Here is a 15,837-nt window from a genome sequence, read left to right on the forward strand (position 1 = left end):
CAGAGGATCTATTCCAGAACATTAAAACCATGCGTCCCGTCACGCTCAAGCTGCGCGACAAGACCATACTCCCAGTCGAGATAAGCCTGCATGGCGGCCCGGGCATTATCCGTGCCTTCATAAGGCCGCTTGTAGGCATCCGTCGGCGCGGACAGAGCTTCCGCTTCGGTAAGACCGGTCTGAACAGGCAGACCCGCCGCCTGCCAGGCCCGTGTTCCCCCTTCGGAAACACGAACACGATGCCCGGCCTGAACAAGCTGTGCCGCTCCGATCCGCGCCGCAACTCCGTCCGGTGACGTCAGAACAATGTCAGCCGCTTCCGCAAGCAGAGGATGCGCCGTCAGCTCCGCCGGAAGAATGAACAGAGCGCCCGGAATATGTCCTTTGCGAAACACCGGGCTGGGAGCAAGATCAATCACGACCGGCGGCATCGCGGATTTCAGAGCCGCCGCAAGACTGTCCGGCGCAATGGTGTCCGCCTCCGGCAGCGGCGCCGCGAAAAGATGAGGCTCAGCCCCCTTTTCCCGCGCCAGACCCGACCAGTCATCGAGAACATACACCTCCCGCCAGCCAAGCTGCCTCAGCCAGTGGCCCGTCATCCGGGCGCGAACACCATCCGTGTCGGTGAGAACAATGGTCCCGTGCCGCACACCCACCCATTCATCCGTGGCCTGTACAAGCTGCCCCCCGGGAGCGGAGCGAAACCCCGCCAGATGCCCTTCTTCATATTCCTCGGGAGACCGGACATCCAGCCTGTAGAGCGACCGATCCGGATCAGCCTCAAGCCCCTGAAATTCTTCGCGCGAAAGAACCCCCACCCCCGTCCGGTCCGCCAGACCCGCCGCATGAACCCGTGCTTCCCGCTGATTTTCCGCCCCCGGTTCCACCGCGCGCCGCGTCGCACCACGATCAAGCTCAAGACCCGCCAGCGTCCAGCCGATGGTCCCGTTGCGCAGAGCAAAAACCGGATTGGGAATCCCCGCGTTCACCAGAGACTGAGCCCCGATGATCGAGCGCGTGCGCCCGGCGCAGTTGACAACAACCGCCGTCTCCGGAGACGGCGCGATATCACGCACCCGCAAAGCCAGTTCGCCGCCGGGCACCGAGCGTCCGCCCGGGATCGACATCGTATTGTATTCGCTGAACCGACGCGCATCGAGAATGACCAGATCATCCCCCCGTTCAAGACGCGCGTTCAGCTCCTCCGCCGGCAGAGACGGCGTGTGACGAACATGCTCGACGAGTTCGCCAAAAGACTTGGAGGGCACATTCACATCAATGAAAATTTCGCCGCCGGAGTCTTTCCAGCCTCGCAGATCATCTTTCAGAACAGAGACATCCGCGTACCCGAGCCGGCGCAACAGCCGGACCGCCGCCCCGGTCCGGCCCTCGTCATTATCGTACAGAACAACCGGCGCCGTCCTGCGCGGAACAAGCCCGGCGATCCGCTCTTCAATGCGCCCGAATGGCAGATTGACGGCAAAAAGCGGATGCCCGGCCGCGAAAGGATCTTCCTCCCGCAGATCAATCAGCGCGATCTCCTGGCCGTCACGCAGCAGACGCCGCACGTCCTCCGCAGCAGTTTCCCTGACAGCCGCCGTGGCGTCCGACGATGAAAACGCGTTCATGCCGCCTCCTTCTGACGGGACCGATCCCAGAGATTCGGCACGTCCTCACTGGAATAGCCTGAAATAAACGCTTTTTCCGTGCCGGTGACAGGATCGTAGGTGGCGCGGGAAACGCCGCCGATATTGGCCCCGTAAACGTGAATTGAAACAGAGGTACGGTCGTCGAATGCATTGGCGACCAGATGATAGTCATTGACCCCCGGCGCCAGCGTCGCCACCTCACCCGGCTCCAGAAACGTCGTCTCACCCGCACGGAATGTTCCGTCCGGGGCCACCTCATACTGGGTCTCGCTCTCGCGCCCGCGCAGCATCCCGATCAGCCCCCAGACACGATGATCGTGCAAAGGCGTCTTCTGCCCCGGCCCCCACACAAAACTGACAACCGAAAATCGTTCCAGAGGATCGCAATGCAGCAGATACTGACTGTATCGTTCCGGATGTGGCTGAGCGAACTCATCAGGAAGCCAGGTGTCGCGGGCCACAAGAGCCCGCAGCAGCGCGGCACCTTGCTGCTGAACGACAGCCTCCGGAAGGTTGCGATCGTAGATTTTCGTGAGCCCGACGACAAAGTCGCGAAGCGGAGCGATGGATGACATCGTTTTCGTTCGTCCTGTTCTAAAAAACCATATTCCCGGGCTGCCTGCCCCCGGTCAGTCGAGAAGGTCCGGCTCCTGAGCAACAATCCAGTCCCACAAAGGCTGAAAAGAGAAATAGCCGCCCTGATGAGTGCCAACCTGGCTGGCCGTCAGTCGCGCCACCCCCGGCGCAATCGGCTTTACCGGACCTGCGGCCTGAGCCAGCAACTGGGCATGCGCGGCATTATCCATGGAGATAAACCACCAGGCCGCTGCCTCCACGGAAGGCCCGACTGTCAGCAGACCATGATTCTGAAGGATCAGCGCCTTTCTGCTGCCCAGCGTCTCCGCCAGCCGCTCACCCTCGCTGTCGTCGAGCACGACACCACTAAAAGGATCGAAGACCACATGATCTTCATAAAACGCGCAGGAATCCTGGGTAAGCGGAAGCAGTTCGGTTCCCAGCACCGAAAAAGCCTTGCCATAAGTGGAGTGCGTGTGCGCGGCCGCAATGACATCCGGCCGCGCCTTGTGCAGCGCGGAATGAATCGTGAACCCCGCCGCGTTGACCGGTCTGTCCCCGATCAGGATCGTGCCGTCATGACCGACAAGCTGCAGATCGGAAACCTTTATCTGCGAGAAATGCACCGCAAGCGGATTGATCCAGTACTGATCGGGAAATTCCGGATCTCTGACCGTCACATGCCCTGCCAGCCCCTGATCGAACCCATACCGGGCGAACAGCCGGAACGTCGCGGCCAGACGCTGCTTCCGGTGGAGACGTTCCTCCCCGAACGATACAGCCGCCGGTCGCGGCTCCAGACGACGATGACGCGCTTTCGGAACAGCCTGTGTGATGACATTCACCGGAATAATCCTCTGATTCTGCGTTCAGTAGCCACGGAGCGGATCGACGATGTCGAGAAGAGGCCGTCCGTCGAGATAACGTTCGATATTTTCCCGGACACGATCGGAAAACCGGCGCCGCACATCCGGCCCCGACCAGCAGATATGCGGGGTGAGACGAATACGGGGATGGCTGTAAAACGGATGCCCGGGGGGCAGCGGCTCCGGATCGGTCACATCAAGCGTCGCAAACCCCGGACGACCGGCATCCAGAGCGCGGAGCAGAGCCTCCTGATCGATAAGCGCGCCACGTGCGATATTGACAAGATGCTGACCCGGCTTCGAGACAGCCAGAACGGACGCGCCGATGATCCCACGCGTTTCCGGCGTCAGCGGCGCGGCCAGAACCAGATGATCCGCCTCCTTCACAAGTTGCTCCAGGGATGAAGCCGCCTCAACTCCTTCCTCAACACCAGACCATCCGGTCCGGCGCAGGGCCAGAACACGCATGCCAAAAGCACGCGCGCGGCCGGCGATAGCCCGCCCCGTGGCGCCAAAACCGAAAAGACCCAGCCTGCGTCCCTCAAGTGTGCCGCTGGCCGGGTTATCCCCGAGCTTCCGCGCCGTCTCCAGCCATGCCGCCGGCCCGTCGGGACGCAGGATATCGATCCGCTTTTCATGAAGCAGAAGCGCGGTCAGCACATATTCCGCGATCGGAACCGCCGCATCTCCGCGACCACATGTAACAAGCCGGTCACGCAGCAGCCACTCCGGAAAACCATCGACACCCGCGGACGCGATCTGCACCCAGCGCGGCCCCCTGCCCCAGCTTTCGGGCACCTCGCGCGGCGCCCCCGCCCAGGCCGGCGAAGGGCCGGTCAGCAGAATGTCAGCCTCGCCGACATCCCATGGCGCACCGCCATCGCGACGCCCCGGCACCACCGACAGACGACCCTGAAAGCGCTCCAGGTCATGCCCCAGGCGGTCGCCAAGCTGATTGAGCAATACCGGAACAGACGCGGTCTGCGGCATGATCGTCGCGCCCCTCAGGCAGCCCGGCTTGCCGAGCGTGCGTCTTCCTCAGCAACCAGAGCCCGCACGCGGGGAATCAGATCGCGGCCATATTCATAAGCATCAGGCAGCGGATCGAATCCACGAATCAGGAAAGTACTGATCCCGATCCGGTAATAATCCAGCAGCGCATCCGCCACCTGATCCGGCGTACCCACCAGTGATGTCGAATTCCCCTTCGCCCCGGTCAGCGCCGCGATCCCCGTCCACAAACGCTTGTCGAGCCGCGTTCCCTGACCGGCCGCGGCAAGCAGACGACGCGATCCTTCATTCGGAATCTCAGCGTTGCGCGTGAAACCGGTTTTTTCCTGAAGAGACCGGGCTGTCTCAAGAATCCGGTCCGCCCTGGCCCAGGCCGCCTCCTCCGTATCCGCAAGGACAGGGCGCAGGGACAGCGAGAACCGGGGTGTGCGCCCGTATCGCGCGGCGGAGGCCCGGACCCGGGCAACCGTTTCAGCAACCTGCTCGTACGTCTCACCCCACAGCGCATAAACATCGGCATGCCGACCGGCCACCGCGATGGCTTCCTCCGATGACCCGCCGAAATAAACCGGAATCCCCGACTCACGATAAGGCCGGACGAGCGAGTTCGCCCCGCGAACATCGTAGAATCTGCCAGCATAATCGAAAGACGCCGGCTCGCTCCATTCCTTTCGGACGATGTCGAGATATTCGCTCGTCCGGGCATACCGTTCCGCCTTGGTGGTATGATCGCCGTCCGCCTGAAGCTCAATATCACTACCGCCCGTGATGATATGTACGGCAACCCGGCCCCGTGACAGATGATCAAGCGTGGCAAGCTGACGCGCCACGATGGTCGGCGCGTTAAAACCTGGCCGGTGCGCGATCAGCACACCCAGATCGCGGGTCACCGACGTCGCGTGCTGCGCCACAAGAATGCTTTCGGGCGAGCTGGCGTTAAAGGCGATCAGAGTTCTGTCGAATCCACCGTTTTCATGAAGTTTTGCCGATGTCTCGATATGATTCAGATTCACCACCGGACCCTCCGGAGGAATAATCTCTGACTGATTGCGGCTCCCGATGAAACCAATGAACTCAACGGACATGGCGTGTCCCCTTATTGCACTAAAATGATTAGTGATTAGTTAAATTAACTCTTGCTTATGCAGATAAAACAAGCAAGAAATAATCATAGTGCAGTTTACGGGCGTTAATATGCCAGAGAGGCATGACCCGATCAGGAGTGCCCGCCATGTCCCAGTCCGGCCATTCCCTCCCGCAGCGCATGGCACGCAACGTGCCAACCGAACTGCTGCGATCCTTCGTCGCCATTGTCGAAGCCGGCTCCATGGCGCAGGCCACGGAAACGATTTTCCTGACGCAGTCCGCGCTCAGCCTTCAGATGAAACGACTGGAAGACACCCTTCAGCAAAAACTGTTCCGGCGGGACGGTCGCCGCCTCCTGCTCACCCCCGTCGGCGAGGAACTCGTCACCTACGCCCGCCAGCTGCTCGCCCTCAATGACCAGATCGTCCGGTCGCTGGGCCAGGATTTCGACCCCGAACCCATCACCATCGGCATGGTGCAGGATTTTGCCGATACGATTCTCCCCGACGTCCTCGGGGAATTTCGTCTCGCCCATCCGCGATCAAGACTCGTCGTGCGTGTCGGCGGCTCCGTGGAGCTGCTGGAAATGTTCGACCGCTCACGCCTCGATCTCGTTCTCTGCCTCGGTCAGCATGGCGACCGGCAGGGCGCGACATGGGACGTGGTCGGCCACGATCAGATGGCCTGGATCGGAGACCCCGCCATCGCGGAACGCGAGGAAGTGCCCCTGGTTCTTCTCGAACCTCCCTGCCGTTTTCGTGACGCGGCGCTCCGCGTGCTCACAGAGGAACGGCGGGATTACCGCCTTGTGCTGGAAACCCCCAACCTGCCGGCCATGCGGGCAGGTGTTCGCGGACGTCTGGGAATCAGTTGTCGTACCCGACGCTTCGCCACGGCGGAAGGCCTGCCCGTCATCACCAGCGGAACCCTGCCGGACGTTCCCGCCATCGAGACAATCCTGGTGCGTCGCAACGGCCTTTCAGATGCCGGAACCGATCTGGGCGACCTTCTGGCGCGGGCGGCCGCCGGTTGAGCAACACTCAAGCGACAGTTGAAAAGAACTCCTTATGCACCGGACACGCCTCCGCGCCAGGATCGGTCGTCGGATATTCTTTTCTGAGGATCATCATGAGTTCAGATCGCGTCAACGCCCGGCCATCGCTCCGGTCCCGGTTCCAGACCCTCGAAGAGGAACGGGCCCGCACATGGACACCGGAGGCGCTCGCCGTAAACCGTAACCAGAGAACCCGTCTCGTGCGTGAACACGACGCGACAGCCCATGTCCGTGCCGGCGATGTCCTGCCCGATATTTCGCTCCGGCCCCTCGACGGAACGCCGGTTTCTCTGTCCCGTCTTGCTGAAAACGGTCCGTTCGTTCTGGTCTTTTTCCGCTTTGCCGGGTGTCCGGCCTGTAACATCGCGCTGCCTTATTACCGCGACACACTCTGGCCCCGTCTGTCAGCCGCCGGCATCCCCCTGATCGCCATCTCGCCGCAGCCAGCCGGACCGCTCAGCGAGATCGTGACCCGGCATGATCTGCCCTTTCCGGTCGTCTCCGACACGGACCTCACCCTCTCCCGCGCGCTCGGGATCACCTATGAGTTCGATGAACCCTCCCGTCTGTCAGCCGAAACCAAAGGCGGTAAAAGTGCTTCTCTGAACGGCCTTGACAATACCTGGGAACTTCCAAAACCAGCCGTGCTGATCGCAGGCGCCGGACGCGTCGTACAGTTCGCCGACATCTCCCCGGACTGGATGGACCGCACAGAAAGCGAAGACATCCTGGACGCACTTGGTCTGAAAAAGGAGGCCGCCTCCCATGCAGCCTGAAACACTCGCCGACCTGACACGCCCGCCCGTGGCGACCGATCTTTTCCGTGAGGCCATGAGCCGCCTTGGCGCGCCGGTCACGCTCGTCACCACGGACGGCCCCGCCGGGCGCCAGGGGCTGACGGTTTCAGCGATCACAAGCGTCAGCGACGCACCGCCAACTGTTCTCGTCTGCCTCAACCGCTCGAACCGGTCGCACGAAACCTTTTTGCAAAACGGCGTCGTCGGAATCAGCATTCTTGGCGCCCCGCACAATGCGCTGGCAGGCATTTTTGCCAGCAGCCGGCGCAGCGCAGACGAAAAATTCGCCACCGGCCGGTGGCGGACAGGCCAGACCGGAGCCCCCCTGCTCGATGACGCGGTGGTGACACTCGACTGCACCATCAGCGATATTCACAGCTCAGGCAGCCACGATGTGCTGTTCTGCATCGTCGAAGCCATCGGCCTGCACGATGCCCCGGAAGCCGGCCTCGCCTGGTTCGGGAGAAACTTCCACCATCTGCCGCTCTCCGGCAGTGCCACACAATAAATCCGCCCGGAAAGAGCAATTATGACATTGGACCGGTTCACATCCCGCAGAATCCTTCTCGGCGCCGGACTGACGGGGCTCTCCGCCCTCGCCACCCGGCCGCTGTTCGCCCAGACAGCCGCCCACGAAGAGACATGCCATTCCGCGGTACCGGACAATGTAAAACCCCTGACAGGCGCGCCGCGGAAACTTACGATCGCATGGAACGAAACAGCCCTCTGCGTCGCTGCGGTGCCGGTGGCAAAAGAGAAAGGGTTTTTCGCGCGCCGCAATCTGGATATCGATTATATCAATTTCGGCGGCGCCACGGATCAGCTCCTGGAAGCAATCTCCACCGGCAAGGCCGACGGCGCGCCCGGAATGGCTTTGCGCTGGCTGAAACCCCTGCAACAGGGCTTTGACGTCAAACTCGTTGCCGGCCTGCATGCCGGCTGCATGTATCTGATGGTGCCCGAAGGCAGCCCCGTCAGACAGATCACCGACCTGAAAGGAAAAACCGTCGGCGTCACCGACATGGGTGGCCCCGACCGGAATTTCTTCGCAATCCGGGTCAAAGAAGCCGGCCTCGATCCGGAAAACGATATTTCCTGGCGCGCTTATCCACCCGACCTCCTGCCGCTCGCGCTTCAGCGCAACGAAGTGCAGGCCATCTCGGACGGCGATCCCGTAAGCTGGCTCCAGAAACGCCAGTTCGGCCTGCGGGATATCGACAGCAACATGAGCGACCAGTGGGCACATACGACATGCTGCGTGATCGGACTCCGCGGCAGCCTGGTGCGCGACGAACCCGATGTCGCCCGCGCCGTCACACAGGCGATCCTGGAAGCCGGCGCCTGGCTGGCCTGCAATCCGGAAGAAGCCGGAGAGATCTTCAAACCTTACGCACCCAAAGCCTCCGCCGCCGACCTGGCGGCCATGATCCGTATCCAGGGTCATCATCATCAGACACTGGCCGGAACATTCAGAGATGAGATCGTCCTGTATGCGGAAGCTCTGAAAAGCGTCGGCGTCTTTCGTCCTTCTCTCGACACGGCACGCTATGCCAGCCGTGTCACACAGGATCTGTTTGTATAATGAGCGGAACAGACATGGCTTTTTCCGGACAGGCCATAACCGGAACCGCATCGGCATCTCCCGCCGGGTTACGCCCCGTTCTCCTGCCCTGGCTCGCCGGCCCGGCCTGGCTGGCGGCGGCTCTGGTCACACATTACTGGCCGGACGCCGATGATTTTCCCGATACGAATCTTCTTGCCATCCTGTTCGGTGTCGTCGGGATCGCCCTCCTTATCGGAGCCGCCCTGCGCCTGCTGACCGTGCGGGCTCCCTGGCTGATCGTCCTTGGCCTCGGCCTCGGCGCATGGGAGATCGCCCAGGCCAAACTGATCGCCCTCCCGCGCCCGTTCTTCGGAACACCCCAGGATCTGCTGGATGTTTTCATCACCGACTGGCACCGCCTCGGGCTCAGCCTGCTTCATTCGCTCGGACTGCTCGCCGTGGGCTATGCGGCCGGCTCCCTCTCAGGCATCGCCGTCGGCATCGGACTGGGCCGCTCAAAACGCTTTCGGTACTGGACACACCCGATCCTTCGCGCCATCGGTCCCCTGCCGCCCGTCGCGCTGCTGCCACTCGCCTTCGTGCTGATCCCTTCAAGCTGGCTGGCGGGGGAAGCCCTCATGGCCCTGGCTTCCGGCTTCCCCGCCGCGATCCTCACATGGTCCGGCATCGCCGCCGTCGATCCGGCTTACTACGATGTCGCCCGGACCATGGGCGCGCGCGAACGCTTTCTCACATTCCGCGTCGCTCTCCCGGCGGCCATGCCTCAGATTTTCGTTGGCCTGTTCATGGGACTCGGCGCCTCGTTCGCCATGCTGATCGTGGCCGAAATGCTCGGCGTAAAGGCCGGTCTCGGATTCTACATGCAGTGGGCACAGGGATGGGCCGCCTACCCTAATATGTATGCAGCCCTCTTCGTCATGTCGGCGATGTGCACAGGACTTATCACACTTCTGTTCCGCGTCCGCGATCGTATTCTTGTCTGGCAGAAGGACGGACTGAAATGGTGACACCCTCCCCTGGCAATGGCCTCGCACTCAGCCTCTCCGGCATCCGGCACGGCTACACGATCGGCGGCGATTTCACCGCCGTCGTAAGCGGCGTCACGCTCAACGTCGCCGCAGGCGAATTCGTGGCGCTGCTCGGCCCGTCAGGCTGCGGAAAATCGACCCTGCTGCGACTGGTCGCAGGTCTTGAACCCCCGCATGACGGCGAAATTCTCGCCGACGGCCTGCCCGTGCATGGTCCGGACCCGGACCGGATTCTGATGTTTCAGGACCCGACCCTCTATCCATGGCGCAACGTCCGCCAGAACGTGGCCCTGTCACAGGATATTTCCGGAAAACGCGACAACGCCGCCATCGATCAGGTTCTCTCGCTTGTCGGCCTGAACGGTTTCGAACGCGCCTGGCCACACCAGCTTTCCGGAGGCATGGCGCAACGCGCCGCCCTCGCCCGGGCTCTGATAAACCGTCCGAAATTACTGCTTCTTGATGAACCGCTCGGAAAACTCGACGCACTCACCCGGCTGACAATGCAGACCGAACTGCACCGTCTCTGGAAAGAGCGCGGCTTCACCGCGATCATGGTGACGCATGATGTGGAGGAAGCCCTGTTTCTGGCCACGCGCATTGTCACGCTCAGCACGAGACCAGCCCGGATTTTGTCGGATATTCAGGTCGATCTGCCCTTCCACCGCCATCGTGACGACCCGCAGGTTCTGCAACTCCGCAGAGATATCCTGACACAGCTTGGACATCGGGATGACTGGTGACGTGATTTCCCACACAAATCGCATCCGCAAAGAAAATTGCTCCCGAGTTATAATGAAAGACTTTCAATACAAAGCCGGAAACCCCTGAAACCGGAGAACGCTTGTCTCACCCGCAGCTCAGGACATCACGATGAAGCAATCTCTTCATGCCGGCCGATCAGAGATAAGAAAAACGGGCTTTATCCCGCATTCAGCCGTCCCCCTGACTGTATTGCCCGAGGACATTGTCAAAGCTCTTGCCGGATTCGAGATTGTTATCGTTCCCGGACTCGATGACTCAGGACAGAAACACTGGCAATCACAATGGGAGACCCTGTTCTCAGAGAAAAATCTGCGCGTCGATCGTGTCCGACAGGAAAGCTGGACATACCCGGTGCGCGCGCGGTGGCAGGCCGGACTGGCAGACGCGCTTCAGAACCGCCGCCGCCCGGTTCTCCTGATAACGCACAGCCTGGGCGCCGTTCTGAGTGCCGGCTTTCATGACGCCGCCATCGCGGGCGCTCTGCTCGTCGCCCCGGCTGACACAGAACAATGCACGCTCCCGGATCATGCCCGTATCGCGGATTTCTCACCTCTCCCGTCCGGCCCGCTGAATTTCCCGGCTCTTCTTGTCGCAAGCCGTAACGATGAATGGCTTTCCCTGACCCGCGCCCGTCGTCTTGCCACGGCCTGGAGCCTCGAATTTTTCGATGCCGGAGCTGTCGGCCATATCGGCAACAACAACCCCGAACCGGGTTACTGGCCGGATGGTCTGAACGCACTCCGGCGTCTGCTTGAAATCATGAACGTCCTGCCACCGACGCCACATTCACACCGGACACCCGACAGAAAATCACATTCGTAATTGTCAGGGAATCGTCAATTCAGCCTTGAGACTTACTTGCGTGACGGAGCCCGCGCTCAGGACAGATGATAACAACATCACATGTCAAAGGGGTTCCGGAAATGTCGGTAAATTTTATTGGCTATATCGGGTTCAACAACACATCGGAACTACATTCCGCTGTCCGCAGCCGCGCGCTGGATCGCGATTATATCCGCTCAGCTCTTCAGGTTCAGGAAGACGGCGGCTTTGACCGGGTGCTGATCCCTTTCGGTTCCAGCTCACCGGAAAGCCAGATTGTCGCGGCCTACGGAACAGCACTCACCACAAAGCTCGGTTTTCTTGTTGCTCACCGGCCGGGGTTTACTCAGCCAACACTCGCCGCGCGTCAGCTGGCAACACTCGATCAGCTGTCGGACGGGCGTGTCGCCGTCCACATCATCACAGGCGGCGCCGATGAGGATATGGCCAGAGACGGGGATGTCGGCACGACAAAAACCGAGCGCTATGCCCGCAGTGACGAATATCTGAGCATCCTGAGGGAAGAATGGACAGCACGGGCCCCGTTCGATCATGACGGAAAGTTTTACCATATCCGAAAAGCATTCAGTTCCGTTCATCCCGGGAATCTTCCGGTGTTTTTTGGCGGCACCTCACCGGAAGCCATCGACGTCGCCGGACGGCATGCCGACGTCTACGCCACCTGGGGAGAAACACTCGAAGCAACACGGGAAGTCGTGTCACGCGTCAGAGCCTCTGCCGCCCGTTACGGACGCAGGATCGGCTTTTCCCTTTCGCTGCGCCCCGTTATAGCGGACACAGAGGAAGCCGCCTGGAAACGTGCGGCGGAAATCGAAGACCAGGTCCGTGCCAGTCGTGAACAGGCCGGCCTGCCCCTCAGCGGTCATCGTCCGCCCAATGATGGCTCACGTCGCCTGCTGGAAACAGCTTCCGCCCGCCGTCAGGATACCCGCCTGTGGACAGGAGTGGCCAGGCTCACAGGGGCCGCCGGAAACTCGACCGGCCTCGTCGGCACCGCTGAACAGGTCGCGGAAAGCCTTCTCGAATACTATAAGCTCGGCATAGGTAATTTCCTGATCCGTGGCTTCGAGCCCCTTGATGATGCCAGACGCTACGGTGAGGAACTTATTCCTCTGACACGCGATCTCGTCACGGCTCTGGATACCACGGAAGAGCGGCAGGCGGTTTGAAAGCGGCTCAGACACCTGTCGTCGCACCATGGTCTGAAACAGGGAAAATGTCCCGCTGTTATAATGATATTCTCCGGAACAGAAACAGGCTGTCGACACATCAGTGTCAGCGGCCTTACGGTGTTTAATGTTATGTCAGCCGCCCGCAACAGAGACTCAGACGGCGGAACAAAACGCCACTCACCGGCCCAAAGGGGCAATATCAGGTGATCAGTACCAGACGCTCAGTCCTGCTGTCAGGAGCGTCCGCCGCGCTTCTGCCGCTCCTGACCGGGAAGGCCCGGGCCGGAACGGATGTCGTCAGTATCGGATACCAGAAATACGGAACCCTGGTTCTGCTCAAAGAGAAAAAATTCCTTGAGCAGACCCTCGCACCACAGGGCGTGACCGTCCGCTGGGCACAGTTTCCGGCCGGACCTCCCATGCTTCAGGCGATGATGGCCGGAGCACTCGATTTCGGACAGACGGGAGATCTGCCGCCGGTATTTGCGGAAGCCAGCAAGCCCGGAGAGTTAATCTGTACAGGACATGAACCGGCCAGCGGCTCCAGCGAAGCGATCATTGTGCCCGCTGAAAGTTCCATTCTCACAGTGAACGATCTCGCAGGCAAACGCGTGGCCGTCACACGCTGGTCCGACGCACACTGGCTCCTCCTGGCCGCCTTACGAAAACACGGCATGTCATTTCATGATATCAGAGCCGTCTACCTTCTTCCCACAGCAGCCAGGCCCGCATTTGAAAACGCAACCGTGGACGCCTGGGCGATCTGGGACCCTTATTTTTCCGCAGCCGGAGATCGCGCGCGGAGTATCGTAACCGGAAACGATGTTGGTACAGGAATGGAGTTTTACATGGCGCGCCGCCAGTTCGCAGAAGGCAGCCCCGCGCTCATGGAAGCCATCCGCACGGCTGTAACACAATGCGACGCATGGGCGCAGGCGAACAGACCGGAGGTGGTCGGACTGCTCTCCGCCAGCACGGGACTGCCTCCTGATACCGTCGCACGTTCAATCGCGAAAATCAGCTTTGGACTCCAACCGATGACACCCGACATTGTGTCACGCCAGCGCGAAACCGCAGATATATTCCGCAAGGAAGGATTGCTGCCTTCCTGACCATGCAACCGGAAACCGGCGTGCGTAGCTCTGCCCGACGCCGACTACCCCTTCGTCCTGAACTTTACAGATCAAACCTCATACTGAATGTAACCGTACGCGGCGCACCCGGGAAAAGCTGGAGCGCGCCACGACTGACCCAGTACCGTTCATTTCCGATATTCTGAACCGCCGCCCGGAATGTAAGCCTGTGTTGCGCAACACGCGTGACATACTGCGCGCCGACATTGCCGAGAATATAAGATTGCAAACGGAATGTATTGGACGGGTTCAGCCACCCTGCGGAGACCCAGTTCATCCCGCCATTCACGCTAAGACCTCTGACCGCCGGAATCATATAATTCGCCGAAAAATTCGCTTCGAAAGGCGAGGTCGATTCAGCGCGCTTGCCATCATAGGGCGTACCCGCGCCATAGCGCGCATCAAGATATGTCAGACTGCCGGTCACCTGCAGATCACGTGTCGCCTGAAAAGTTCCTCCGGCTTCCGCACCCTGATACCGCACCAGGCCGCCCTGCTGCTGCACATTATCAGAGTCAACATAAGCCGCGATCGTATCCAGCCGGTACACCGCGAGGGTCCCGCTCCAGCGCGACTTCTGCACTTTCACGCCCAGTTCGTATTCCTGACTGCGCATGGGTGAGAAAACCGCATACGCATTCTGCGCCGTTGCCGCAGCCTGTGTTCCGGACTGCATCGCTTCGACATAACTGAAATATGCATTGATATCAGGCGTCGGTTTATAGGAAAGCGAAACAACCGGCGTTACAGGATTATTATGGCGCGCGGAAGTCCTGCGTCCGCTTCCGTCCGTCGCGTAATCATCCTCGAAATAATCCGTATAGCGCGCCCCGGCCAGAAGCGACCATTTATGCCACGTAATCGTATCGCTCCAGAACGGCGCAACCTGCGTATAATCAATGTAATTATATAATTTCGGATTATACGAATACGCATTCGTGCTGACCGGACGCGAAACAAAAATGTTTCCATATTCGTAGGGCTGATAATAGGCCGCGTTCGCATCCGCATCAAATTTCTGATAAAGCCACATAATTCCGGCAACAACATCATGATGCAGAGGGCCGGTCTTAAACCTCCCTTCCGTCGTCTCCTGCACCTGATGATAAGTGAAAACCCGCGTCATCTGAAAAGGACGATTGAGGTAATCGCCCCGGTTATCCAGAAACGTAATGGCATTTGACGGAAAGCGTTCGTCAAGATGCGTATAGGCATAAGCAAGTTTTGTGTTCCAGTTCTGAGAAAAATCCCAGTCAAATCCTGTATTGAAATGCTTGAAATCGTTCTTTTTCCATGAATCCGCGGCGCCAAGTTCAGCCCGCCCGCTGATCGGCGTCAGCGACGTCAGACCACTGGCCACACTAACGCCATTCACCATGCCTCTCTGCAGCGTATTGAGATAGAAAGAGTCAAAATGCCAGGCAAGCTTATCGGTGATCTTCACACGGGTTGCCGCGGACATGGATGTGGAGCGAATAAAACTGCCGTTATACTGATTACCAACTTCGTTTCCGAACGAGAAACGATAGGTCACACGATCCGATTTCCCAATCGGCCCTCCCGCGTCGAGGGACTGCCGGAATGCCGCATCCGAGCGATACCCCGCTTCCAGGGATAATCTGGTCTCGGAAACCGGTTTTTTTAACTGGAAGTCCAGCACCGCGCCCGGCGATCCGAAACCGTACAGAAATGCCGACGCTCCTTTTGTCAGCTGGAACTGACCAAAATTAGCCATCGGCAGATCGATGTACCAGTACGGAATGGCAAAACCATCGATTTTGTAACCATTCGTCCAGTCAAGATCGAGGCCACGCACACGGAAACTCGCGCCGGATGCCGTGGACCCGCCGTTGGAATTTTCCTGAACCCCCGGTTCCGCCCGGAAAATATCATTGATATCCACCGCCTGCATCTGCTCGACTTTCGCAGCGGAAACGACGCTGAGCGAAAAAGGCGTATCGAATTCCGACCGGGATCCAAGAGCACCCAGAGATGTATGAGCCGCAAGTCGTGGCCGGCGAACGTGCGCGTTCACCGTAATCGTTTCAGGAGACGTTGCCTGAACAGATAACGGGGGCGAATGCGCTGCGGAAGCATTCGACTTTGAGTGGACAACCGTTTTCTTCTCTGTCGGGTTTTTCGCGTAGACTGTAACTGGTAAAAGCGTCAGAAAACCAGAAAAAATCATCGTTTTTCTGGCTACAGACCCGACCGGCTTCATTTTTTAATCCCTCCCGCAATGAATTCTGCGTGAACCTCCGCAAATTTGCGGAATCGGGACTATCGTTAGAAT

The 15,837-nt window shown here is 59.9% G+C and carries 15 protein-coding genes; 9 read left to right on the forward strand and 6 right to left on the reverse strand.

The features are described 5' to 3' along the window. Positions 1–8: 8 nt before the first annotated feature. From GOB90_RS12240 to GOB90_RS12260, 5 genes are read right to left on the reverse strand one after another with little or no spacing between them, the layout of a single operon-like run. Entirely contained in the window at positions 9–1,628 is a 1,620-nt protein-coding gene (locus GOB90_RS12240) for a rhodanese-like domain-containing protein (RefSeq protein WP_146889969.1), read from the reverse strand. Beyond that, positions 1,625–2,224: a cysteine dioxygenase family protein gene (locus tag GOB90_RS12245; RefSeq protein WP_146889972.1), complete on the reverse strand. Its 600-nt coding sequence runs from the start codon at positions 2,222–2,224 to the stop codon at positions 1,625–1,627. Before GOB90_RS12245 ends, GOB90_RS12240 begins: the two co-directional genes overlap by 4 nt. A 54-nt stretch (positions 2,225–2,278) precedes the next feature. Continuing rightward, positions 2,279–3,070: a class II aldolase/adducin family protein gene (locus GOB90_RS12250; protein ID WP_146889975.1), complete on the reverse strand. Its 792-nt coding sequence runs from the start codon at positions 3,068–3,070 to the stop codon at positions 2,279–2,281. Positions 3,071–3,094: 24 nt separating this feature from the next. Then, complete coding sequence (locus GOB90_RS12255) at positions 3,095–4,081, reverse strand: NAD(P)-dependent oxidoreductase (RefSeq protein WP_146889978.1); 987 nt, start codon at positions 4,079–4,081, stop codon at positions 3,095–3,097. Positions 4,082–4,095: 14 nt separating this feature from the next. Beyond that, positions 4,096–5,187 carry an LLM class flavin-dependent oxidoreductase gene (locus tag GOB90_RS12260; protein WP_146889982.1) on the reverse strand — a complete coding sequence of 364 codons (1,092 nt, stop codon included), beginning with the start codon at positions 5,185–5,187 and terminating at the stop codon, positions 4,096–4,098. Between the two features lie 146 nt (positions 5,188–5,333). Here GOB90_RS12260 and GOB90_RS12265 point away from each other — a divergent pair, with 146 nt between their 5' ends. From GOB90_RS12265 to GOB90_RS12305, 9 genes are all read left to right on the forward strand, one after another. Further along, positions 5,334–6,221, forward strand: coding sequence for a LysR substrate-binding domain-containing protein (locus tag GOB90_RS12265; RefSeq protein ID WP_173572078.1), 888 nt, complete (start codon positions 5,334–5,336; stop codon positions 6,219–6,221). A gap of 95 nt (positions 6,222–6,316) precedes the next feature. Then, on the forward strand, positions 6,317–7,018 hold the full coding sequence (locus GOB90_RS12270; protein ID WP_146889988.1) for a peroxiredoxin-like family protein: 702 nt from the start codon (positions 6,317–6,319) through the stop codon (positions 7,016–7,018). After that, positions 7,008–7,547, forward strand: a complete 540-nt coding sequence (locus GOB90_RS12275) for a flavin reductase (RefSeq protein WP_146889991.1) — start codon at positions 7,008–7,010, stop codon at positions 7,545–7,547. The genes GOB90_RS12270 and GOB90_RS12275 overlap by 11 nt, the downstream gene beginning before the upstream one ends. A 21-nt stretch (positions 7,548–7,568) precedes the next feature. Beyond that, positions 7,569–8,621 (forward strand): ABC transporter substrate-binding protein, encoded by a 1,053-nt coding sequence (locus GOB90_RS12280; RefSeq protein WP_146889994.1) that lies wholly within the window; start codon positions 7,569–7,571, stop codon positions 8,619–8,621. Beyond that, on the forward strand, positions 8,621–9,610 hold the full coding sequence (locus GOB90_RS12285; protein WP_173572079.1) for an ABC transporter permease: 990 nt from the start codon (positions 8,621–8,623) through the stop codon (positions 9,608–9,610). Before GOB90_RS12280 ends, GOB90_RS12285 begins: the two co-directional genes overlap by 1 nt. Continuing rightward, on the forward strand, positions 9,604–10,374 hold the full coding sequence (locus GOB90_RS12290; RefSeq protein ID WP_146889997.1) for an ABC transporter ATP-binding protein: 771 nt from the start codon (positions 9,604–9,606) through the stop codon (positions 10,372–10,374). The genes GOB90_RS12285 and GOB90_RS12290 overlap by 7 nt, the downstream gene beginning before the upstream one ends. 130 nt (positions 10,375–10,504) lie before the next feature. Next, positions 10,505–11,218, forward strand: coding sequence for an RBBP9/YdeN family alpha/beta hydrolase (locus tag GOB90_RS12295; protein WP_146890000.1), 714 nt, complete (start codon positions 10,505–10,507; stop codon positions 11,216–11,218). A gap of 101 nt (positions 11,219–11,319) precedes the next feature. After that, on the forward strand, positions 11,320–12,408 hold the full coding sequence (locus GOB90_RS12300; protein ID WP_146890003.1) for an LLM class flavin-dependent oxidoreductase: 1,089 nt from the start codon (positions 11,320–11,322) through the stop codon (positions 12,406–12,408). A 206-nt stretch (positions 12,409–12,614) separates the two neighbouring features. Beyond that, entirely contained in the window at positions 12,615–13,523 is a 909-nt protein-coding gene (locus GOB90_RS12305) for an aliphatic sulfonate ABC transporter substrate-binding protein (protein ID WP_146890006.1), read from the forward strand. Positions 13,524–13,587: 64 nt separating this feature from the next. Here the strand turns inward: GOB90_RS12305 and GOB90_RS12310 are convergent, their stop codons facing one another. Next, positions 13,588–15,732, reverse strand: a complete 2,145-nt coding sequence (locus tag GOB90_RS12310; RefSeq protein WP_242011986.1) for a TonB-dependent siderophore receptor — start codon at positions 15,730–15,732, stop codon at positions 13,588–13,590. Positions 15,733–15,837 lie beyond the last annotated feature (105 nt).

This window comes from Acetobacter oeni, from assembly GCF_011516825.1.
In the GTDB taxonomy this organism is placed as follows: domain Bacteria; phylum Pseudomonadota; class Alphaproteobacteria; order Acetobacterales; family Acetobacteraceae; genus Acetobacter; species Acetobacter oeni.